A 20,877-nucleotide genomic window follows, 5' to 3' on the forward strand; every position below is an offset into this window, starting at 1 on the left:
TGCCCGCGCGTTCGTCTCCGAGCTGCGGGAGGCGCTCGAGCGTCCGGTCCACCCGAAGCCGCCCGCCGCGCCACCACGCGCCGCGCCAACTCGCGGCGCCGCCCCACCCACGAGCACGGCGCCCGCCCCCAGCAGCAGCGCGAGCACCAGCGCGATCCACTCCAGGCGCCGGACGTCCTGCGCCGTCTGCACCACGTCCAGCGGCAGCCCCGAGGTCGTGTCCGTCAGCGTCACCCGCAGCGTGTCCGGGATGCGCGCGGCGAGGTCGGGGCGCAATCGGTCCAGCGCGTCCGCGAGCAGCAGGCCGACGTCGGCGACGGTCAGCGTCACGGTCGTCGCGTTCGCGTCGAACGCGGAGCGGTGCACGTCGCGGACCGCGCCGCGCACGATCGCGCCGAACGCGCCCGACCGCACGACGCCCTCGGCCACGCTCAAGACCAGTGGCCGGATCGCCACCAGGTCCGGCTCGGCCCGTATGGCCGCGTCGGTCAGCCGCCGCGCGACCTCCTCGCTGACCGCCGGCGTGCGCAGCGCCTGCTCGGTGCGGGCGGCGAACCCGTTGGCGTCGAAGACCTCGCGGCCGGCGTACGCGGCGACCACCGCGGCCATCAGCGCGACGGCCGCGAGCACGGCCAGCGTCCAGGAGATCGCGCCACGCATCGCCCGTAACGCTACGGCTTCACTCCACCTGGACGATGTGCGCTCACCCAAACCGCGCGCATGATCCGCTTGTGGCTCTGCACATCGACATCCCCACGCCCGCGCAGCTCGCGACGCTGCTCGACACGCGGGCCCCCGACTGCGTCTCGATCTACCTGCCGACCAGCCCGCTGCCGCAGGACGCGGACGCCGCCCGGATCGAGTTCAAGAACCTGGTCGCCGAGGCGGGCACGAGCAACGAGCTGCTCACCGACCTGGCCGAGGACCCGATCGCGTGGCTCCTGCTCGCGCACAGCCTCGCGGTGTTCGCGACGCCCGGCTCGCTGCGCAGCTTCCGGCTGCCGAACCGGCTCACCAGCCTGGCGGTGGTGGCCGACCGCTTCCACATCAAGCCGCTCCTGCGCGCGGTCACGTTCCCGCAGGCCGCGCTCGTGCTCGCGCTCTCCCAGCACGACGTGCGCCTGATCGAGGTCGCGGGCGACGTGCCGCCGTCCGAGGTCGAGCTGCCGGAGCTGTTCCCGCTCGACACGGTCCACCTGCACCGCTACGCGCGCCAGATCGACCGCGCCCTGCGCCCCACGCTCGCCGGCCTCGGCCTCCCGCTGATCCTCGCCGCGACCGAGCCGCTGGACTCCTTCTACCGCTCGACCAACACGTACCCGGCCCTGCTCGACGAGGGCGTCCCCGGCAACCCCGAGCACATGACGCCGGCCGAGCTGGCCGCAGCCTCTCGCCCGATCCTCGACGCCCTCTACGCCGCCCAGCTCGACGCCGTGCGCGAGCGCTTCAAGGCCTGGCAGTCCCGCGGCCGCGCCGCCACCGACCTGTCCGACGTCGCCCGCGCGGCCACGTTCGGCGCGGTCGACACGCTGCTCGTCGACATCGACGACCTTGTCGAGGGCAGCATCGACGACAGCGGCACCATCAGCGACGGGGACGGTCAGGGCGTGGTGGACGAGATCGCCCGCCGCGTGATCGCCACCGGCGGCAAGGTCCTCGCCGTCCGCCGCGACGACATCCCGCACGGAAACACGGCGGCCGCACTGCTCCGGCATCCCGTCTAGAAGCTCCAGAACACCGGCACCAGCAGCACCGCGACGACCCCGAACAGCACCAGCAGCGGGAGCCCGAGCTTCCAGTAGTCGCCGAACCGGTAGCCGCCCGGTTCCATCACCATCAGGTTCGCGGGCGTCGCGACCGGGGTGAGGAACGCGGCGGCCGCCGACACCGTGACGGCCATCAGCACGGGCTCGGGCGCGATGCCCATCTCGGCCGCCGCCGACAGCGCGATCGGGATCACGATCAGCGCCGTCGCCATGTTCGAGATCAGCTGCCCGAGCAGCGCCGTCAGCAGGAAGAGGCCGAGCAGCAGCCAGCGCGGGCCGAGATCGCCGACGACCGACACGAGGCCGTCGGCGAGCTGCTCGGCCGCGCCGCTCGCGACCATCGCCGCCGACAGCGACATCATCCCGCCGACGAGCACGACCGTCGTCCACGAGATCCCGCGCTGCGCCTGCTCGACGCTCAGCACGCGCAACACGATCATGGCGCTCGCCGCGAGCAGCCCCGCGACGGCGGGCGGCACCGCGCCCGTCGCCAGCAACAGCACCATCACGGCCAGCACGGCGAGCGCCCGCTTCGCTCCCTCGCCCAAAGGCACCGCCGCGCGCCGCACGTCCTCCACCGGGTCGACCACGAGCACCTCGTCGAGCCCGCGGTCGAGCGCCGCCCACGTGCCCTGCAGCAGCAGCGTGTCGCCCTCCTCCAGGTCGGTCGCGCCCAGGTCCTCCCCGCCGCGCCGCACGGCCAGCACCGCGAGGTCCCCGCTCGGCGTGATCATGCCCGGGAAGACGCGGTCGCCGGCGAGGTCCGAGCGCGGCGGGATCACGACCTCGGCCACGCCCTTGCGCCGGTTCAGCAGCGCCTCCTCGGGGTGGTCGAGCTCGTACTGGGCGATCAGCGTCCGCGCGTGCCCGCTGAAGTCCGGGGCGATCGAGCGCGGCGTGCGCGAGGGCAGCAGCCGCTCCCCGAACAGCACGACGATCGCCACCGTCCCGATCGTCAGCGGTAGCCCGACCAGCGCGAACGAGAAGTACCCGAAGCCGTCCGGTGCCGCGTCCGCCACGATCACGTTCACCGGCGTCCCGGTCAGCGCGAGCAGCGAGCCGGCGTGCGCCGCGAACGCGAGCGGCAGCATCAGCTGCGAGGGCGAACGACCCGTGCGCACGGCGAGCAGAACCCCGACCGGCACCAAAGCCGCGACCGCACCGTTGACGTTGATCAGCGCCGTCAGCACGGCCACCAGCCCGAGCGTGTAGACGAGCAGCCGCACCCGGCTCTCCCCCACCCGCGCGACGAGCAGCTGCCCCACCCAGGCCGTCACGCCCGCGGCCTCCAGCGCCTCGCTCACCACGAACAGCGAGGCGATGAACAGCACGGCGGGATCGCCGAACCCGGCCAGTGCGTCCTCCAAAGACAGCACGCCGCACGCCCACAACGCCAGCGGCACCAGGATCGCGACGATCGCCACCGGCAGCCGGTCCACGACGAACAGGACCACGGCCGCGCCGAGCACGACGAACGTGATCGCGCTGTCGTCCATGACGGCCTACGGATGGACGGGCGAGCCCGGTCCCAACGGGACCCCGAGCAGATACCACACGACGAAGAACGCGGTCCACGCGATCGAGAGCACGACCACGAACGGCAGCATCAACGACACCACGGTGCCGATCCCCGCTTGCCGGTTGTAGCGCTGCACGAACACGACGATCAGCGGGAAGTACGCCATCAGCGGCGTCAGCACGTTCAGCGGCGAGTCGGCCACGCGGTAGGCGGCGAGCACGGTCTGCGGCGTCACGTCGAGCCGGATCAGCAGCGGGATGAAGATCGGCGCGAGGATCGCCCACTTCGCGATCGCCGCGGGCATGATCAGGTCCACGACCATCGTCACGAGCATGAAGCCGAGCAGCAGCCAGACGGCGCCGATGTCCATCTGCTCGAGCACGTCGCCCAGCGACACCGCGGCGACCTCGGCCATGTTCGAGTACGAGAAGTACGCGATGAACTGCGCGATCAGCAGGAACAGGAACAGCAGGCTCGCCATCCCCGCCCACGACTTCGTGATCGAGGCGAGGATCTCCGCGCTCGTCTTGATCGTGCCGGCGCCGCGCCCGTAGGCCAGGCCGGCGGCGAGGAAGATCACCGCGATGATCACGATCAGGCTGTCCATGAACGGCGAGTCGCCGATCACGCGGCCGGTCTCCGGGTCCTGCAGCGGTGCGCCCGGGATCGCGGTCAGCAGCGCGATCACGGCGACCACGGCCAGCGTCGCCCACAGCGCGTAGCGCAGCCCGCGCGCCTCGGCCACCTTGTCGACGACCGGCTCGTCCTCCGGCTGCTCCCCCGCCTGCGACGCGTCCCACGGCCCCATCCGCGACTCGACCATGCGCGAGGACACGAACGTCAGCACGATCGTGACGAACAGCGCCGAGACGATCCCGAAGTACAGGTTCGCGGCGAGGTCGATGTTCGCGTCGGGGTCGACGAGCGCGGACGCGTCGTTCGTGATCTCGGTCAGCACGCCGTCCAGCGGCGTGATCAGGAAGTTCACGCCGAACCCGGCGGCGACGCCCGCGAACGCGGCCGCGATGCCCGCCAGCGGGTTCCTCCCCACGCTCTTGAACGCGACCGCACCGAGGGGTATCAGCACGATGTACCCCGCGTCGGAGGCGACGCTGGAGATCATGCCCAGCAGCACGATGATGAACGTCAACGTGCTGCTCGAAGACACCGCGACGAGCTTGCGGATCAGCGCGCCGATGAGGCCCGCGGCCTCCGCGAGGCCGACGCCGATCATCACGACGAGGATGATCGCGACCGCCGCGAAGTTGCGGAAGTTGTCGACGAACGACGTGAACAGGAAGCGCACGCCGTCGCCGGTCAGCAGGCCCTCGACCTCGGTCGTCTTCTCACGCACCTGGTAGTCGTCGGCCGGCTCGTGCTCGGTCGGCCCGACGTACACGGAGTCGGTGGAGCCGCCGTAGTAGGTCTCCTCGGCGGTCGCGGGCGGCGGCTCGACGACCTGGTAGGTGGCGTCCACGTCCAGCCACGCGAGCAGCTGCGAGAGCACGATCACGCCCACGCACAGCCACAGGAACAGGATCGCCGGGTCGGGCATCTTGTTGCCCAGGCGCTCGATCCCGTCGAGCATGCGCTGCATGCGGGTGTGCGGCGGCGCCGACGGTGCCGGGCTCGCCAGGGTGTCAGCCACGCTGTGCGCTCCAGCGCTCGGCGAACTCGCCGAAGAACGCGGCTTCGAACGCCACCGCCCGCTCGAGCTCCTCGATCAGCACACGCTCGTCCGGCGCGTGGATGTTCGCGTAGCCGTCGGTCGCGCCGACGAGCAGGATCTCGGCCTCCGGGGACGCGGCGGAGAGGGCGTTGACGAGCGGGATGGAGCCGCCGCCCGCCGCCGTCACCGGCTCCTTGCCCCATGCCTTGACCATCGCCGCGCGGGCGGCCGCGTAGCCGGGCCCGGACGTCGCCGCCGCGAACCCGTTGCCGGTCGCGCCCGCGGACACGGTGAGCGAGATCCCGAACGGCGCCTGCCGCTCCAGGTGCGCCACGAGCGCCGCCTGCGCCTCGGCCGCGTCCTGCTCGGGATGGACCCGCAGGTTGATCACCGCCCGCGCGCCCGGCGAGACGGCGTTGAGCGCGTTGTCCACCGACGGCACGTCGATCCCGGTGACGGTGATCGCCGGCCCGGACCACACGCGCGAGCCGAGCCCGCCGCTGCCGATCAGCGGCACGCCCTCGCGGACCTCGGCGAGCTCGCGGAACTCGTCGTCGCTGTAGGACTCGCCCGCCCACTCCTCACGCCGCAGTCCGTCCACGGCCACGTCCCCGTTCTCGTCATGGAGCGAGGTGAGCGCGCGCAGCAGCGTCAGCAGCGCGTCGGGCGCGGCGCCGCCGAACTGGCCGCTGTGCTTGGCGCCGGCGAGCGTGGAGACCTCGACGGTGACCATCGCCATCCCGCGCAGCGCGACCGTCAGCGTCGGCACGCCCGGCCGCACGCTGCCCATGTCGCCGATGATCATCGCGTCGGCGCTGAACGCCTCCGGCGCGGTCGGCGGGTAGGTCGTCAGCGCGCCGCCGCCGACCTCCTCCTGGCCCTCGATCACGAGCCTGATGCCGACCGGCGGCTTGCCGTCCCAGGCGCGCAACGCGCCGACGTGGGCGACGATGTTCGCCTTCGAGTCGGCGCTCCCGCGGCCGTAGATCGCGCCGTCGCGCTCGACGGCCTCGAACGGCGGCGTGCTCCACAGCGTCTCGTCCCCGGGCGGGACGACGTCGTAGTGGCTGTACAGCAGCACGGTCGGCGCTCCGGGCGGCGCCGCGATCTCCCCGATCAGGACCGGGGCGGTGCCGGGCAGCTCCAGCACGTCGACGGTCACGCCGACGTTGCGGAACAGCGTCGCGACGAGGTCGTAGGCGTCCAGCAGCGGTTGCCGCGGCTCGGGGAAGTCCGGCGCGGAGATCGACGGGATGGCGACCAGAGCGGCGAGATCCCGCTTCAGACCCGAGAGCATGGCGGCGAGCGTCCGTGCGCCAGGGGTGAGTCGGCATCACCCATGCGGGATGATGCGCTTCAGCGTGTACGAGCTGTTGCGGCTGCAGAACCGGGACCGCGGGGAGACGACGGTCTACCTCGTCCGCCATCCGCTTCCCGCGACGCGCGTGTCGGTGCGGCATTTCGACCCGCCGACGCGGCTGGATCACTGGTGCGCGTCGACCGGCCATCCCGAGGCGATGGTCGGCGGGTTCTTCCTGCGCGATCCCTACCGGCCGCTCGGCGAGGTGTGGCGGGACGGCGTCGCGCTCGCGCACGAGCCGGTGGCGGAGCCGTGGGCGCGGCTCCGGGCGTGCGTGCACTTCAGCGGCGGTGTGCGTGTGGCCGCGCGCGAGGAGCTACCCGAGCAGCCGATCGGCGACCTCATCCAGGCCGGCCCGCTGCTCGTCCGCGACGGCGTGTCGGTGATCGACGGCACCGACGCCGAGGGCTTCAGCGCCGGCGCGGGCCAGTTCGACTCCGACATCACGGAGGGCCGCTACCCGCGCGCCGCGCTGGGCGTCAACGACGACGAGCTGCTGGCGGTGTGCTGCGACGGCCGGCGCTCGGGCGTGGACGCGGGGCTGGAGCTGGCCGAGCTGGCGCGGCTGCTGATCTCGTGCGGCGCGCGTGACGCGATCAACCTCGACGGCGGCGGCTCGGCGACGCTCGTGCACCGCGGCCATCTGCTCAACCGGCCGTACTCGAACACGGACCAGCCGGCGCCCGAGTCACGCCCGGTGGTCACCGCGCTCGTGTTCACGGCCTGAAGACCACGAGCGCCTCGGCGGGATGGCCGACCGCGCTGAGCGCGTGCGGCTCCCAGGTCGAGAACTCGGCCGAGTCGCCCTCGCGCAGCTCGCGCTCGCCCGCGCCGACGATCAGCCGGACGGTCCCGGAGAGCACGTGCAGCCACTGGTGGCCCTCGTGCTGGTGCCGCGCGGGCGCCTCGACCGGCACGACGATCCGATACACCCGCGGCCCGCTCGTCGACTCGTCGCCGACGGGCTGCCACACGCGCCCGTCACGCGCCGGCGACGGCTCCGCGTCGCTGGCCAGCAGCGCGTCGGTGGAGAGCTCCAACGCCGCCGCGAGCCGCTCCACCTGCGCGAGCGTCAGGCGGCGCGCGCCGGTCTCCAGTCGGCTGATGGTGGACGCCGTCAGCCCCGCGCGCTCGCCGAGCTCCGCCAGCGAGAGGCCGCGCTCGAAGCGCGCCTGCCGGAGCCGCGCGCGTACCTGTTCCTCGATTGCCATTCCGGCAACGAGGTTGGCAGCGGGTGCCGAGTCCCTCAAGCTCGAGGGCATGCTGATCGACGGACCCGCCGGACCCATCCACGCCGTCTCTGAAGGGGAAGGCCCGCTCGTGCTGCTCGTGCACGGCTTTCCCGAGGGCGCGTGGTCGTGGCGTCATCAGCTGCCGGTGCTGGCGCGAGCGGGCTACCGGGCGGTCGCGATCGACGTCCGCGGCTACGGGCAGTCGGTCGTGCCGGAGGGCGTCGAGGCGTACCGGATGGTCGCCCACGTCGCCGACAACGTGGCCGTGCTCGACGCGCTCGAAGCCGAGACCGCGGTGGTGATCGGGCACGACTGGGGCTCCCCGATCGCGGCGGCAAGTGCGCAGCTGCGGCCGGACCGCTTCCGTGCGGTCGGCCTGCTGGGCGTCCCGTACGCGCCGCGCGCCGACGCTCCCCCGCAGTTCCCGCCGGACTTCTACGTCGGCCACTTCCAGGAGCACGGCGAGGCGGAGATCGAAGCCGACGTGCGCGGCTGGCTCCAGCGCTTCTACGCGGCCCTGACCGACGGCACGCCGGGCTGGTTCGGCGTCCCGATGCAGCTCCCGGACGCGCCGCTCCCCGCCTGGGTGGACGGCTTCGACGCGATCGTCGCCGCCTTCGAGCGCAACGGCTTCGCGGGCCCGCTGAACCGCTACCGGAACTTCACCCGCGACTGGGAGGACCTGGCCGCGTTCGCCGAGCTCCGCGCGCCGTCGATCTTCATCACGGGCGAACGCGACAGCACCCGCCTGTGGATGCCCGACCCCGAGGGCGCCCACGTCATCCCCGGCGCGGGCCACTTCGCCCAGCTCCAGGCGCCGGACGCCGTCAACGCGCTCCTGCTCGACTTCCTACGAGCGCTTTAGCTGCGCGAGCCGCTCCGCCTCCTCCGGCGTGAGCTCCTCGGCGAGGATCCGGGTGATCGTCTTCAGCGGCGCGATCGCCTGGCGCCCGCGCGCGGTGACCTTCGACCCGTCGAGCAGCAGCACGCGGTGCTCGGACTGCTCGAGCATCGCCCGCTTGACCTCGGCCTCGAGCGCGTCGGCGTCCGTCATCACGCCCGACGGCGCGATCCCGGTCACGCTCAGGAACGCGCTGTCGGCGAAGTGGTCGCGCACCGCGCGGACCGCCGACGGGCCGACGTAGGAGCTCGTCAGCCGCCGGAACGTCCCGCCGATCGCGATCACCTCGATGTCGGACGCCTCGCTGCCGGACAGCTCGTGCAGGACGGGCAGGCTGTTGGTGACCACGCGCAGCGCGAGCTGACGCAGCGTGATCAGCCGCGCGAGGTAGTACGTGGTCGAGGAGGCGTCGAGGAACACGGTCTGGCCGGGCTCGAGCAGCGCGTAGGCCGCTTCCGCCAGGCGCGACTTGGCCTCCGAGTGCTCGCGCAGCCGGTGCGCGAAGGAGTCCTCCCCCGCCGCGATCGACGGCCGCACCGCCCCGCCGTGCGTGCGCCGCGCGACGCCACGGTCGGCCAGGATCGTCAGGTCCCGCCGCGCCGTCATCGGCGAGACGCCGAAGCGCTCCTGCAGCTCCGCCACCGTCACCGCGCCGCTCGCCTGCAGCAGCTCCGCGATCTGCGTCCGCCGCGCCTCGCTCAACGCGGGCAGCTCCACCACCGTGTCGACCCCCATTGGCGGGAGGTCTATCGGGCCGGGCGGTCGTTCGCGTCGGGGATTCCCCTACGGTTTGCGCGCTTCGCATAAGGGTCGCGGTCGTCTTCGCGTCCGCATTGCGTCCAATTTCTGCGTTTCACCCGGGTGGCTGCCGACGACATAGGGCATGCGCCTGTTCGTCGCGTCAGTCGTGGGTCTCTTCGCCGTAGCGTTCGCTCCCGCGAGCGCCGGCGCGGCCCAGCGGTGGGCCTCCCCCACCAGCGCGCAGACGTCCGGCGCGTGCCTCGCGGTCGACCCGTGCACCCTCTTCACCGCCCTCGACGGAGCCACGACGGGCGACGAGGTGGTGCTCGAGTCGGGCCGTTACGTGATGGCGGCGCCGCTCACGGCCCGCGCGCGGGTCACGCTGCGCGGCGCGGGCCCGGCGCGCCCGGTGATCGTCGGGTACGAGCTCTCCGAGGACGACGCGGTGCTGACCTTCCGGACCGGCGGGACGCTGCGCCACCTCGAGATTCAGGCCGCCCGCGGCCAGCAGGACGCGCTCGAGCTGCAGGGCGGCGTCGCCGAGGACCTCGTGCTGACCGCGGCCGGCGGCAACGGCGCGCGGATCTTCACCTCCGGTGGCGGGACCGTCGTGCGGGACGTGCTCGCGCGCTCCGCGGTCCAGAACGACAGCGACCGCGCCGCGCTGCGCCTCAAGCAGTCCGGTGGGCCGGGCGAGATCACGTTGCACAACGTCACGGCGCTCGCGCCCGGCGCGAACGGCATCCGCTGCGAGGTCAACAACGGCACCGTGACGATCGTCAACACGCTCGCGCGCGGCGCCAAGGACATCAAGGCGGCGGCCTCCAGCCACTGCACCGCGAGCTTCTCGAACTTCCGCACGGCGCTGTCCCCCAACCTCGTCGCGGGCACGGGCAACCAGCACGGTGACCCGCTCCTCGACGCCGACGGGCACCCGCTGGTCGGCTCGCCGACGATCGACGCCGGCACCACGGATTCCTCCCTCGGCACGACCGACCTCGCGGGCTGCCCGCGGACGCTCGGCGGCGCGCCGGACATCGGCGCCTACGAGTACACGCCCGGCGCGTGCGCCGAGCCCCCGGTCGAGGAGGCGCCGCCGGTCGGGGAGGCGCCGCCGGCCGCTCCCGTTCCCCCGGTGACCGCCATCACCACGACTTCGGCGCCCGCGCCCGACACCGTCGCCGAGCTCCCGCCCGGCGTGCCCGCGCCGACCCAGGGTTCCTCGATGGTCGTCAGCCCTCAGGGGACGGTGCGCGTCCGCCAGCCCGGCACGAACCGCTTCGTCGAGCTCGAGGCCGGCGCGCAGATCCCGCTCGGCAGCGAGATCGACGCGACCAAGGGCCGCGTCACGCTCGTCACCGCCGTCGCCGGCGGGCTGCAGGACGGCACGTTCTGGGGCGGGCGCTTCGCCGTGCGCCAGGACGCCAAGGGTGAGGGCATGACGTCGCTCGTGCTCAAGGGCGGGAGCTTCAAGGGCTGTCCGAAGACCGAGCGGGCGAGCGCGGCGGCTTCATCCAAGAAGAAGAAGCCGGTCCGCAAGCTCTGGTCCAAGGACAAGAACGGGCGCTTCCGCACCCACGGGCACAACAGCGTCGCCACCGCGCGCGGCACCAACTGGCTGACCGAGGACACGTGCGCGGGCACCCGCACGCGCGTGCTCGAGGGCGCCGTCGCCGTCCGCAACCTGAAGACCACGCGCACCACGCTCGTCAAGGCCGGCCAGTCCTTCCTCGTGCGCCGTCGATGAGCACCGCCCGCATCCGCCTCGTCCTCGTCGCCGGGCTGCTCTCCGCCGTGCTCGCGGTCGCCGCGCTGCTCTCCGGCGTGTTCGGGGACCTCGAGCACACCACCGTCGATCAGCGCTTCCGCGTGCGTGGCGCCGAGCCGGAACGCCAGCTGGTCGTGGTCGCGGTCGACGACGTCACCTTCTCCGAGCTGGGCGAGGCGTGGCCACTCCCCCGTTCGCTGTACGGCAAGGCCGTGGACGAGCTGCACGACGCGGGCGCCCGCGAGATCGTCCTCGACGTCCAGTTCACCGAACCGACCGAGGAGCGCGAGGACATGGCGCTCTACGAGGCGATCGAGCGCGCCGGCGGCGCCGTCATGGCCACGACCGAGAGCGACGGGCACGGCCACACGAACGTGCTCGGCGGGGACGAGAATCTTGCCGCGATCGGCGCGCAGGCCGGCGCCAGCAACCTGCCGGGCGAGCGTGAGGGCGTGCTCCGCCGGTTCGCCCACGACGTCGTCGGGCTCAAGACGCTCGCGGTCGTCGTCGCCGAGCGTCAGGGCCGACCGGTCGACGAGGGTCGGTTCCCCGCCGATGGCGCGTACATCGACTTCGCCGGGCCGCCCGGCACGGTCCCGACCTATTCGCTGTCGGCCCTGTTGGCGGGCGACGTCCCGGCTTCCGCCCTGCGCGGCAAGACGGTCGTGATCGGCGCCGGTGCTCCGACCCTGCAGGACCAGCAGGTCACGGCCGCTTCCGACGAGCCGATGTCCGGTCCGGAGATCCAGGCGAACGCGATCTCCACCCAGCTGCGTGACCAGCCGCTGCGTGACGCGCCGATCTTGCTCGGCGTGTTGGCGACCGCGCTGATGGCGTTCATGCTGCCGCTGCTCGCGCTTCGTTTGAGGCCGCTGCTCGCCGCGCTCGCCGGCCCGGTCATCGGCATCGCCTACGTGGGCATCGCGCAGCTCGCGTTCAACGGGGGCATGGTCCTGCCGGTGGTCGCGCCCTTGTTCGGGCTCGCGTTCGCGACCGTGGCGACCGTCGCCGCCTCCCACCTGCTCGAGACGCTCGCCCGTCAGCGCATGGGCGTGCGCAACGTCGAGCTGCGCCAGGAAGTGGCCGACGCCGAGCTGGAGATCATCGAGCGCCTCGGCCGAGCGGTCGAGTCGCGCGACGAGGAGACCGGCGACCACATCGACCGCATCGGCGACCTCGCCCACTCGTTGGGGTTGGCCGCGGGTCTCGATGTGGAGACGGCCGAGCGCCTGCGACGGGCCAGCGCCATGCACGACGTCGGCAAGGTCGCGATCCCCGACAGCATCCTGCGCAAGCCCGGTCGTCTGACCGACGAGGAGCGCGCCGTCATGCAGACCCACACGACGATCGGCGCCGGGCTTCTGGCCGGCTCCCGTTCCCCGCTGGTGCAGATGGCCGAGGTGATCGCCTTGACGCACCACGAGCGCTGGGACGGCAGCGGCTACCCGAACGGGATAGCGGGCGAGGACATACCCTTCATGGGCCGGATCACCGCGATCTGCGACGTCTTCGACGCGTTGATTTCACCGCGCGTGTACAAGAACGCCTGGACCGTCGAGGACGCGCTGGACGAGATCGAGCGCGAGAGCGGGCATCACTTCGACCCGGAGTTGGCGACGCTCTTCCTCGCGCTGCACCGGGGTGCTGCTACGGAATCAGGGCGCCTGCGGCAGCTTGTGTGACCCGCGCTTGGCGGGCTTCGCCGAAGGCGGCGGCACCATCGGGCCGATGTCGCCGTCGGGCGCCTCGTCCAGGTCGAGGATCACGGGTGCGTGGTCGCTCGGACCGGACCCCTTACGTGCGAGTCGATCCACCCAGGCGGCTTTGCGGCGCTCCGCCACTGGCTCGCTCGCGAGGATCAGGTCGATCCGCATGCCCAGGTCCTTGTGGAACATGCCGGCCCGATAGTCCCAGTACGTGAACACGCGTTCCTCGGGCCAGCGTTCCCTGACCACGTCGCGGAGCGCCTTGGCGTCTTGGAGTGCGGTCAGCGCGTTCCGCTCCGCGGGCGTCACGTGCGTCGAGCCGACGTACGCCTCGGGGTCGAACACGTCCTCGTCCGTCGGAGCGATGTTCACGTCTCCGAGCACGATGGCCGCGTCGGGTCCGCTCGCGACCATCTCTTTGAGCGCTTCGAGCCACTTGAGCTTGTACTCGTAGTGCTCCGAATCGGGCTGGCGCCCGTTCGGGACGTACACGCACGTGGTCCTGATGCCGCCGGTCGTGGCCGTGACGGCGCGCGCCTCCTGATGCGGGAATCCAGGGCCGTTTGGAATGCCCTTGACGACGTCGTCGAGGCCGACCTTGGAGAGGATCGCGACGCCGTTCCACGCCGCCTCCCCATGAGCCGCAACCTCGTACCCACGCGCGCTGAGCTCGTCGCTGAGGAGGTCCGTGAAGGCCTCGTCGGTGAGCTTCGTCTCCTGCAGACACACCACGTCGGGCTTGCGCTCGTCCAACCACGGCAGCAGCCGAGGCACCCGCTGCTTGACCGAGTTCACGTTCCAGGTCGCGATTCGCACGTCCTTCAGCCTACGGCGGACGTCTGACGAGTAGACCTTTGCCGTGCGAGTCGGCCCGCGTCGGCACCTCCCTGCGCTCGCCCCCGAACCCTTGTCGGCGGGCTGTCTGGTTTGCGGGGCTCTTAAGTGCGCTGGGAGGTACCGCCGCGTGCCGCCCAGAATCGTGGGCTGGCGAACGTGGCGCCTTCTCTTTGACGGGGCGTGCGGAGGGAGGCTCCGAAAGATGCCGTGGCCTTTCGCCTCCTTGGCTTCCCGGAGATCAAGTCAGCCCCCCGCTTGATCGCCACGGCGTCCCTCCGGAACCTGACCCTCGGGCGGGCATTCCCTGACATCTCCGGTCCTTCGGAGCACTCGAGCGCGCCCCTGGTGGCATAGACCCAAGCTGGCAGGCACCGGCGCTACGACACGGGCCCGCCTCGCGCAGATGAGCGGTCGGGACGTTGCGCCAAGTCGAGTGCGACGACGCGGCGGCCACTGTCGCTATCACGCGAAAGGAGCAGTGCGACCGTACGCACGCCCGGCGTCGAAGCGTGAATCAGATCGCTAGGCGGCGTGACGCTTGACAAGCGGAATGATCTCCGCCAGCGCCGGTTCGCTGGATTTGACCTTAGGCCCTTCCCGGGTCCAGCCTTCAAAGTCGTGGACAATCGTCTTGTCGCCGGGCTCGCGCGGCGCCAACTTGCGTGCGAGGATGTCCGCGTATCGCCGATCGTGAGTTGTGACGATCAGCTGTCGTCTCCCGCGGAGTCGGCGAAACAGGTCTCCGAAACCGAGCACCGCGACGGTGTCGAGGGACTGCAGCGGATCGTCGAGAATAAGGAATGGCAGCATCGCGTCGTGAGCGTTGAGCGCCATCCCGAGGAAGTACGAGAGCGCGACGACGTTCACCTGTCCCTCGCTGAAAACAAGCAGTGGGTTGGCTTCGAGTTCACGAATTGGGTCGTACACGACGGGCTTGACCTGATTCGCCTTTCTGAAGACATCCTGTCGCGAGCGCAGCTCAGTGAACGCCGGATTTGGATTCAAGCGGTCGAAGACTTCGGCGAAGCTTGGCTGTAGCTTCGCAAGCGCGCCGGCGATGATCCGTTCAGCGGCCGCGTGGGCACTGTCGTCGAGCGCCTTGGCGCTCTCGTAGCTGCGGTCGAGAGCCGAGAGCTCTGTAGTCATCGCGGCCAACTCGGTTTCGAGCGCGTTGGCCTCGGCGTCTAGCCGCTCTAGGTGAGCCGCGGCACTAGCCTGCCGCAGTTCGCGCCAAAGGATTCGCGACTCTCCAAGTGTTCGCTCGAAGCCGTCGACGGCGGATTGAAGCTCATCGGGATCGTCCGGAACCTCGGCGAGCCGCATCCCGCTCTCGGCGGCGACGGCTTCGCGAAGCGCGGCGCGCGCCGTCGCAGTCTCGTGAGCGATGCGCTGTGCCTCTTCGAGCCCCAGACGCGCGGCGGACAGCCGTGACGACGACGAGGCAAGTGCGTCATTCGCCTCCTGTACAGCCGACACCAACTCGCTTGACATGGCGACGGTCTCCCGAAGACGGTCGGCGAGCGTTGTTCGGTCGACGGACTGACCGCACACAGGACAGGTGTCGTCGGCAAGCAGCGAGAGCGCCGCTTCGGCGAGTCGTATTGCAGCGGGACCGCGGCGGGTTGCCTCGTCGAGGCGTTCGCGGGCTTCCGTGACCTCGCGCTCGATCGACTCGATGCCGGCCGCGTCCACCGCTGGGGCACGCGTGCCCTTGACCCGCAGGTCACGCAGCACCACGAGCGCCTCGCTGACGTTTCGGAGCGCGCGGCCGAACGCTGTGACGTCCGTTGCTGTAGGGACGTCGTAGACAAAACCTCGCGGAAGCTTCCGGCTCAGCCGATCAAGCGACGCGCGAACGGCATCATCGCCGGATGTCGCCGGAACCTCCGCTCGGGCAACCCGCGCACGCTCAACCGCTTCCTGACGGCGATGCTTGAGTGCTTCGAAGGCACGGTTGGAGGCTGTCCGCCGTGTGAGGAGATCACGCGCGGCCTGCTTCGTCGCGGATGAGAACGCAGTGACCCGCTCCAGGCCCACGATGGCGGCAATCCGGTCGTGCATCGCCGCCCCAGCGTCAAGCGTCGCACGCACGGCGTCTTGGCGGAGGATCCCCCACGTGTTCACGCTGACGGCGAGCGCTTCCGCGTCAGTGTGCCCGAACACCTCCGCCAGAATCCGTTCTGCCCCGGGCTGCTGCCGACCATTGCGCACGGCGGTGAGCGTCGACGCGCGGTGTCTACCGGATCGAGTGAACACATACGGCTCGTCGTCGGCGGTTAACTCGATCACCACGCGGGCCTCACCGCCGGCGTACCGACTCACAACCGGATCGTGGTCCTTCCGCATCCCTTTTACCCGCTGGTCGAGGTACTCGAGGTCGCCCGACAGGAGCCACAGGAACCCGTCGACGAGGGATGTCTTGCCCGATCCGTTGTTCCCGCGCACGAGCACGACGTCGGCGTCGAGGTCGAGCGACTGCGCGCGGGTGAATCCTCGGAACCCTTCGAGTTGGATGGACGTGAACTGAACGGACATCAGGGGATTTTCACCTCGCCGGTTGCCTCGAACGAGCGCATCGCGGCCTTGACTAGAGCCTCGTCTTGCCCGTCTGCAAGCAGGGCCTGGCGCACCGCGTCGAGCGGGTTCTCGAGGCTGATGCTCTCCGTCGCGCGCAGGGGCAGCAATGGGAGCAACGCTCGCGTGACTGCCTCGTCTTCTTCGATCGCGGGTCCCGCAAGGATGAGTTTGCGCGCATACCGCGTGTCGTGCTCAAGCTGTTCCCGGATGAGATCGTTCGCAGCGTCAGCCGCCGTCCGGATCGCGACGATGACGTAGAGGTCCCAGCTTCGCGGAGATGGTTCGCGACCGGCGATCTCGGTGAGAGTCGCCTGCGCGTCTTCAACCGTCTGAACGACGGTGTCCCACTCTGCCTCGGTGACGAGCACAAGCGCGTGTGGGGTTTCGGCCAGGAGCGTTGCGCCGAGCCTCTGCAGCGCACGCGTCTCGACAGCGAAGCCTCCTGTCTCAAGAACCCGACCGATTGATGCAAGTTCTTCCCGCAGCTTGTTCATGCCGCTAGCGCCCCTGCCACAGCGTCTTCGGCACGCACCAGGCGAACGTCCCCGACAGTCTCGCTTCCAACGTCGCCGACGGCGACGTCTTCCGCCGCAATGTCGGGCGGAGCGCTGGGTGACGGAAAGCTGCCGCGACCGCCGTGAACCACCGCAGCAACGGATAGGCCTGGCCGAAGACGACCCACGTTTCGACCACGCCGTACGCGCTCGCGCACCTTCCGATCGATATCTGCGAATGTCAACTCAGGCATAGACGCGATCTCGAGATACCGGTACTCCGACCGCACCGTCAGATGCTCTTCGCCGCCGGTGACGTGAACCGTTCCTCCGTCGTGGGAGGCCATCAGCGACACCGCCATCAACGTTTCGCGGCCGCGCTCGTCCAGCACGAACGCACGGCCGTCTTGATCCGATGTCACCCCGTCACGCCACCACCGGAGAATGCCGTTCGCGGGGGCCTGTTCGAACGCGGCACGCACGGTCTCAAAGCCAGCAAGCATGCGCTTCGTCCACTCCGCCTCGTCCACCAACTCGCGAACAGCGGCTCCGGTCCTCGACAATGCGTCGGCCACCAGCGCGCGGAGGAGATCATCGAGAAATGCGTCGGCACCCATCACAATCTCGACGTCGGCCGCCGCTTCGCCCAATGTCTTCTTCCAAGCATCCGACACGCCGAACAGGTCGACCACTCGTACGGTGGCACCGTCGAGCGCCCACAACTCGACGATGTCCTTGATGGGCTCGGTGACGTACATGCCGACTGTTCCGAGGCCGAGGAACACCACCATGCCGGCGGCGACGGCGCGCGCAACCTCAGCCTTCGCCCAGCCTTGCGGCGCGTCGACCTCGGCTTTCGTGACCGCGAGCGTTTGCGGTCGTTTCGCACATCCGTGGACCTTGTAGAGCCGCAGCGCCTGGCGAGGTTGAAGGCGTTCCTGTTGGCTGGCGACCGCTTCAATCTCGAGGTCGATTCGGCGCGCCGCATTCTCGATTCCGCGATCCCAATTGACCGACACGCCGGTAATGACGCCTTCGCGCATGAGGAGTGCAACAGCCTGATGTCCATAGTTGGGCTCCATGGTTCGGAACTCCGCGGCTTCGGAGGCTCGAACCTTGAAATCCGCCATGCGACCGGGCGCCTCACGCGCCACTCGGGCCGCAAGCGATTCGAGATCAGGCTCAGTGACGTCCGTTGTCCGCGCGTTGACAAGCTCCGCGACGAAAGGTCTGAGCTTGTCGGCAACTTGTGTGCCCTTCGGCCCGCAGGACGGATGCGCGATACTCAGCCCAGCGCCCATGTAGAACACCACCGGTTGGTCCTGCGCCGCCCGAAGGATCTCGTAGATCGAGACATCCGGTGGAACCGAGAGCGGTTCCGGAGAATGGCGGGATGACGGCGGTCGGCTCGGCGTGGCGGCGTTCTGCGGAGGGTTGTCCGGTGCAACCTTCCTGCTCAACGGGGAAGTGGGCGTACCCTTAGCGTTCTCCGCTCGTCCATCGCTCGACCGTACCGAATCCATGGCCGCGCAACCCTTTCAGATCGGGCATGGGAACTGCAACCTCGTGCTCCGAACGGCGACGCATGCCGCGACGTTCCGAACGGACCGAGCCCACAACGCCCTGCACCTCCCGCGCGAACGGAGCTGTCTCAGACCTGTCGTGTGCGAGCCGCTGGATGTACGTCGTCTTGAGGCGCCCCCGCGTTATGCGACCTCACCTCCGACCACGCGCAAGGACAGATGCTGCGCGAGCGGCCGCCCGAGCGATACCGTCGCTCTGGTGCACGCAACCGGATCATTTCGTTGGTCGCTGGAATCGCATTGACCGATCACCCTTTGCGCGTCGCCATGCGGGAGATGACAGCCCAGCTTTCGAGCGCGCTCGCAGCCAGCGCCGCCATCGCCCACAACGCCAGCATCGGCGCCGCGCGCGAAACCGTGGTGCGGGAGTTGCTTGCACCCTATTTGCCGGCACGGTTTCAAACGGCAACCGGTACGGCCGTGAATAAGGTCGGGGAAAGGAGTGATCAGCTCGATGTGATGATCGTCGATGGCACTGCCGGAAGGCCGTTCGTGAACGTGGGCGGCCAGAGTGTTGTGCCAGTCGAGCTCATCTACGCCTGCCTGCAGATCAAGACTTATCTGGCGCCGTCGACTGTCGCCGGGGCGGTCGAAAACCTTGCTTCGCTGCTGCGACTGTTTCCGCCCGGTGACGAAGCTGGTGGGGCCGAAGAGCGACCGTTCACCGCGATCGTCACCTACAAGGCGACCCGTGACGAGCGCGAGCTGTTCGAAGCCTTCGTCGAGGCCAACCTTCGGCTGCCTCCTGAAGAGCACGTGAACTGCCTACTCGTTCTCAACAAGTTCGTCACAGTGATGTCCGAGCGGGAGGAAGATCCGGCCAATCCGCACGGCAACTACCACCCGGTGCCGCGTTACGCGGCTGACCATTGGTCTACTGCTTCGTTTGGCGAAGATTCGACGCTCGCGTTTTACGTCCTGCTGAGCACTGAGCTAGCTGGGTACCGTCCGCCGGACTTCAGCCCGTGGACGTACGTGACGACCGCTGAACTATTGCCTTCCGGAACACTGGCCCGCTACTGGGGCCGCTACGACGACCCCGACGAACTGGCCGAACGGCGCAGAAGTCGCCACCCCCGCAAGAGACGGAAGCGGCGCGCCGACTGACCAGATGAGGTCGACGGTGCAGACACCGCTCAGTCGCGACGTCAAGCGGCTCGTAGCCACTCTCATTCCTTCTTGCGGCGATTCGTCGCCTGCGTTTCCTTCGACGTTCGCGGGCGTACAGTGACGTTCGGGGCGTCTCTGCTCGCAACTCGGCTCGTGTATTTCTCTTTGCGCCCCGGCTACGGTTCCGCTTATGGCAAAGGACGAGCAACTCAAGGCACTGCGAGAGGCGACCGTGGCAGAGAGCGAGATGATGTCGCCGCCGTACAGCCTCGAAGAAGCGAGGCGGGCGGATGGCTCACGAAAACCTCCTAACACGACAGGCGCACGCGGCGGCGCGTCACTGACGGAGCTCGTCGAGGGCGACACATCGCGTCTCGTCTCTGACCGGATCGACGCGACGATCAACAAACACGGGCTCTGAAGCTCGCTCACCGCTTCGCCGATGGAGGAGTCCTCCCGAACACACCTGATCCGTCAGCGGAGCGCGCGGCTGATGCGAGACGCATAGTTTCATTGCCGCCTTGCGCGGCGTGCGGTGGTCTCTGCCAAGCTGATGGCGACAACAGCTCAGCGGGTGGTGAGAGCGGTAGATTCGAGAGCGGGAGGCTCGAGCCAAGGCAGCACTGGTAACTGGCGAAACGGAATAGCCCCCTCGGCAGTCTTGAGGGCAATCTCTGAACTCGCTTTTCACGAGGCGCTTTGCGCGGACGGTGTCCCGCAGACGCCGGCCTGCCGTTCAGCTGTCCGTCGTGCGCAGCTTAACTACCCGGGCCTGTACGACTCCTCGTATGCCGTCTCGAATGGTGATGAGGCCGACTAGAGCCGCGGCGAGCGCACCGCCTAGAAGTACGGTTGTCTCGTCGGACGTGAGTGTCTCGAACGCTCCTTCTGGGCCCTCGAGACCTATCTGTCCCTGCGCCAACATGACGAACAGTCGGATCGCGGCCGTGAGGGCGTTGCAGCCGAACCACACGAGCAGACTCGGGCCGATCTCCGGTATCTGCCAGCGGTTCGGCGTACTCCATTCGTGTGGGCCGATCGCGCACGCGAAGAGGATGACAATAGCCAGGATGGTGCCGGCGGCGACCCACGGATCCATATGTCAGGCCGCCGGTTTACGCCAACGTCGAAGGCGAGGTATCGCAAAGCCGGCGATTACACCGACGAGTGCGCCCGCGATCGCGGTCTCCGGCCCGGCAATGCCGGCTGCAATGCTGGCGAGCCCAATAGCGGAGCCGAGAACCGTGCCACCGGTATTGATGAGGCTTCCCTCAATATCATCGACCTTGGCCGCCAGCCGAAGGTCCGCTTCCAGCGCAGGATCGGGATCGGGCGTCGACTCGGGCACCTTCTGACAGATTATCCGCCGAAGCTGACGCGATCAACACGATCAGGCACCAACGTGGCCCGCCTCCAGGAGGGAAGACGTTGCACGTGACGGGAGCGATACCGAAGGGCGACTCGGCTACGGGGTTTCCATTGAGGGTCGCCGAAGTGCTCGCAAGGCAACGATGCCTTGACCACCACGGCCTAACTGCCGGGGCCAAGAAGACTCGGGCGAGTGCCGTGTGACCGCCGCTGCTTTGCGCGAAGCGCGAGGACGAAGCTCGGCCA

At 69.7% G+C, this 20,877-nt stretch carries 18 protein-coding genes and 1 pseudogene; 7 read left to right on the top strand and 12 right to left on the bottom strand.

Going from position 1 to position 20,877, the window contains the following annotated elements:
- A pseudogene (locus tag OJ997_RS22785) lies at positions 1 to 660 on the bottom strand (hypothetical protein); the annotation flags it as partial.
- Between the two features lie 71 nt (positions 661 to 731).
- On the opposite strand from OJ997_RS22785, the gene OJ997_RS22790 reads away from it, so the two are divergent.
- On the top strand, positions 732 to 1,724 hold the full coding sequence (locus OJ997_RS22790; RefSeq protein WP_270027557.1) for a baeRF11 domain-containing protein: 993 nt from the start codon (positions 732 to 734) through the stop codon (positions 1,722 to 1,724).
- Here the strand turns inward: OJ997_RS22790 and OJ997_RS22795 are convergent.
- Genes OJ997_RS22795 through OJ997_RS22805 form a run of 3 tightly spaced genes read right to left on the bottom strand, consistent with a single transcriptional unit; the run spans position 1,721 to position 6,251 of the window.
- Entirely contained in the window at positions 1,721 to 3,262 is a 1,542-nt protein-coding gene (locus tag OJ997_RS22795) for an SLC13 family permease (RefSeq protein ID WP_270027558.1), read from the bottom strand. The genes OJ997_RS22790 and OJ997_RS22795 overlap by 4 nt on opposite strands.
- A gap of 6 nt (positions 3,263 to 3,268) precedes the next feature.
- Entirely contained in the window at positions 3,269 to 4,933 is a 1,665-nt protein-coding gene (locus OJ997_RS22800) for an AbgT family transporter (protein ID WP_270027560.1), read from the bottom strand.
- The gene (locus OJ997_RS22805; RefSeq protein ID WP_270027561.1) at positions 4,926 to 6,251 is read right to left on the bottom strand and encodes a M20/M25/M40 family metallo-hydrolase; all 1,326 of its coding nucleotides are present in this window, start codon (positions 6,249 to 6,251) and stop codon (positions 4,926 to 4,928) included. Before OJ997_RS22805 ends, OJ997_RS22800 begins: the two co-directional genes overlap by 8 nt.
- A 64-nt stretch (positions 6,252 to 6,315) precedes the next feature.
- Here OJ997_RS22805 and OJ997_RS22810 point away from each other — a divergent pair, with 64 nt between their 5' ends.
- A complete protein-coding gene (locus OJ997_RS22810) occupies positions 6,316 to 7,041 on the top strand; it encodes a phosphodiester glycosidase family protein (RefSeq protein ID WP_270027562.1) in 726 nt (241 codons plus the stop codon).
- Here the strand turns inward: OJ997_RS22810 and OJ997_RS22815 are convergent.
- Positions 7,031 to 7,525, bottom strand: coding sequence for a helix-turn-helix domain-containing protein (locus tag OJ997_RS22815; protein ID WP_270027563.1), 495 nt, complete (start codon positions 7,523 to 7,525; stop codon positions 7,031 to 7,033). The two genes, OJ997_RS22810 and OJ997_RS22815, sit on opposite strands and share 11 nt — an antisense overlap.
- 49 nt (positions 7,526 to 7,574) lie before the next feature.
- On the opposite strand from OJ997_RS22815, the gene OJ997_RS22820 reads away from it, so the two are divergent.
- Positions 7,575 to 8,411, top strand: coding sequence for an alpha/beta fold hydrolase (locus OJ997_RS22820; protein WP_270027564.1), 837 nt, complete (start codon positions 7,575 to 7,577; stop codon positions 8,409 to 8,411).
- On the opposite strand, the gene OJ997_RS22825 is transcribed toward OJ997_RS22820, so the two are convergent.
- Positions 8,397 to 9,182: a DeoR/GlpR family DNA-binding transcription regulator gene (locus OJ997_RS22825; protein ID WP_270027565.1), complete on the bottom strand. Its 786-nt coding sequence runs from the start codon at positions 9,180 to 9,182 to the stop codon at positions 8,397 to 8,399. The two genes, OJ997_RS22820 and OJ997_RS22825, sit on opposite strands and share 15 nt — an antisense overlap.
- Before the next feature lie 148 nt (positions 9,183 to 9,330).
- Here OJ997_RS22825 and OJ997_RS22830 point away from each other — a divergent pair, with 148 nt between their 5' ends.
- Positions 9,331 to 10,935, top strand: a complete 1,605-nt coding sequence (locus OJ997_RS22830) for a choice-of-anchor Q domain-containing protein (RefSeq protein ID WP_270027566.1) — start codon at positions 9,331 to 9,333, stop codon at positions 10,933 to 10,935.
- A complete protein-coding gene (locus OJ997_RS22835) occupies positions 10,932 to 12,638 on the top strand; it encodes a CHASE2 domain-containing protein (RefSeq protein WP_270027567.1) in 1,707 nt (568 codons plus the stop codon). Before OJ997_RS22830 ends, OJ997_RS22835 begins: the two co-directional genes overlap by 4 nt.
- Here the strand turns inward: OJ997_RS22835 and OJ997_RS22840 are convergent.
- The 4 genes from OJ997_RS22840 to OJ997_RS22855 form a co-directional block, all read right to left on the bottom strand.
- Positions 12,612 to 13,478: an exodeoxyribonuclease III gene (locus tag OJ997_RS22840; RefSeq protein ID WP_270027568.1), complete on the bottom strand. Its 867-nt coding sequence runs from the start codon at positions 13,476 to 13,478 to the stop codon at positions 12,612 to 12,614. The two genes, OJ997_RS22835 and OJ997_RS22840, sit on opposite strands and share 27 nt — an antisense overlap.
- A gap of 543 nt (positions 13,479 to 14,021) precedes the next feature.
- Positions 14,022 to 16,034 carry an AAA family ATPase gene (locus tag OJ997_RS22845; RefSeq protein WP_270027569.1) on the bottom strand — a complete coding sequence of 671 codons (2,013 nt, stop codon included), beginning with the start codon at positions 16,032 to 16,034 and terminating at the stop codon, positions 14,022 to 14,024.
- Positions 16,034 to 16,570: an ABC-three component system middle component 1 gene (locus OJ997_RS22850; RefSeq protein WP_270027570.1), complete on the bottom strand. Its 537-nt coding sequence runs from the start codon at positions 16,568 to 16,570 to the stop codon at positions 16,034 to 16,036. Before OJ997_RS22850 ends, OJ997_RS22845 begins: the two co-directional genes overlap by 1 nt.
- Positions 16,567 to 18,030 carry an SIR2 family protein gene (locus OJ997_RS22855; RefSeq protein WP_270027571.1) on the bottom strand — a complete coding sequence of 488 codons (1,464 nt, stop codon included), beginning with the start codon at positions 18,028 to 18,030 and terminating at the stop codon, positions 16,567 to 16,569. The genes OJ997_RS22850 and OJ997_RS22855 overlap by 4 nt, the downstream gene beginning before the upstream one ends.
- Before the next feature lie 282 nt (positions 18,031 to 18,312).
- Between OJ997_RS22855 and OJ997_RS22860 the strand changes: the two genes are divergently transcribed.
- Both OJ997_RS22860 and OJ997_RS22865 read left to right on the top strand, forming a co-directional pair.
- Positions 18,313 to 19,260, top strand: coding sequence for a DUF6602 domain-containing protein (locus tag OJ997_RS22860; protein ID WP_270027572.1), 948 nt, complete (start codon positions 18,313 to 18,315; stop codon positions 19,258 to 19,260).
- 193 nt (positions 19,261 to 19,453) lie between these two features.
- Positions 19,454 to 19,684, top strand: a complete 231-nt coding sequence (locus OJ997_RS22865; RefSeq protein ID WP_270027573.1) for a hypothetical protein — start codon at positions 19,454 to 19,456, stop codon at positions 19,682 to 19,684.
- A 315-nt stretch (positions 19,685 to 19,999) separates the two neighbouring features.
- On the opposite strand, the gene OJ997_RS22870 is transcribed toward OJ997_RS22865, so the two are convergent.
- Both OJ997_RS22870 and OJ997_RS22875 read right to left on the bottom strand, forming a co-directional pair.
- Positions 20,000 to 20,362: a hypothetical protein gene (locus tag OJ997_RS22870; protein ID WP_270027574.1), complete on the bottom strand. Its 363-nt coding sequence runs from the start codon at positions 20,360 to 20,362 to the stop codon at positions 20,000 to 20,002.
- 3 nt (positions 20,363 to 20,365) lie between these two features.
- Positions 20,366 to 20,611, bottom strand: coding sequence for a hypothetical protein (locus OJ997_RS22875; RefSeq protein ID WP_270027575.1), 246 nt, complete (start codon positions 20,609 to 20,611; stop codon positions 20,366 to 20,368).
- Between the last annotated feature and the right edge of the window lie 266 nt (positions 20,612 to 20,877).

The sequence above is a fragment of the Solirubrobacter phytolaccae genome (assembly GCF_027587195.1).
GTDB classification, from domain to species: Bacteria; Actinomycetota; Thermoleophilia; order Solirubrobacterales; family Solirubrobacteraceae; genus Solirubrobacter; species Solirubrobacter phytolaccae.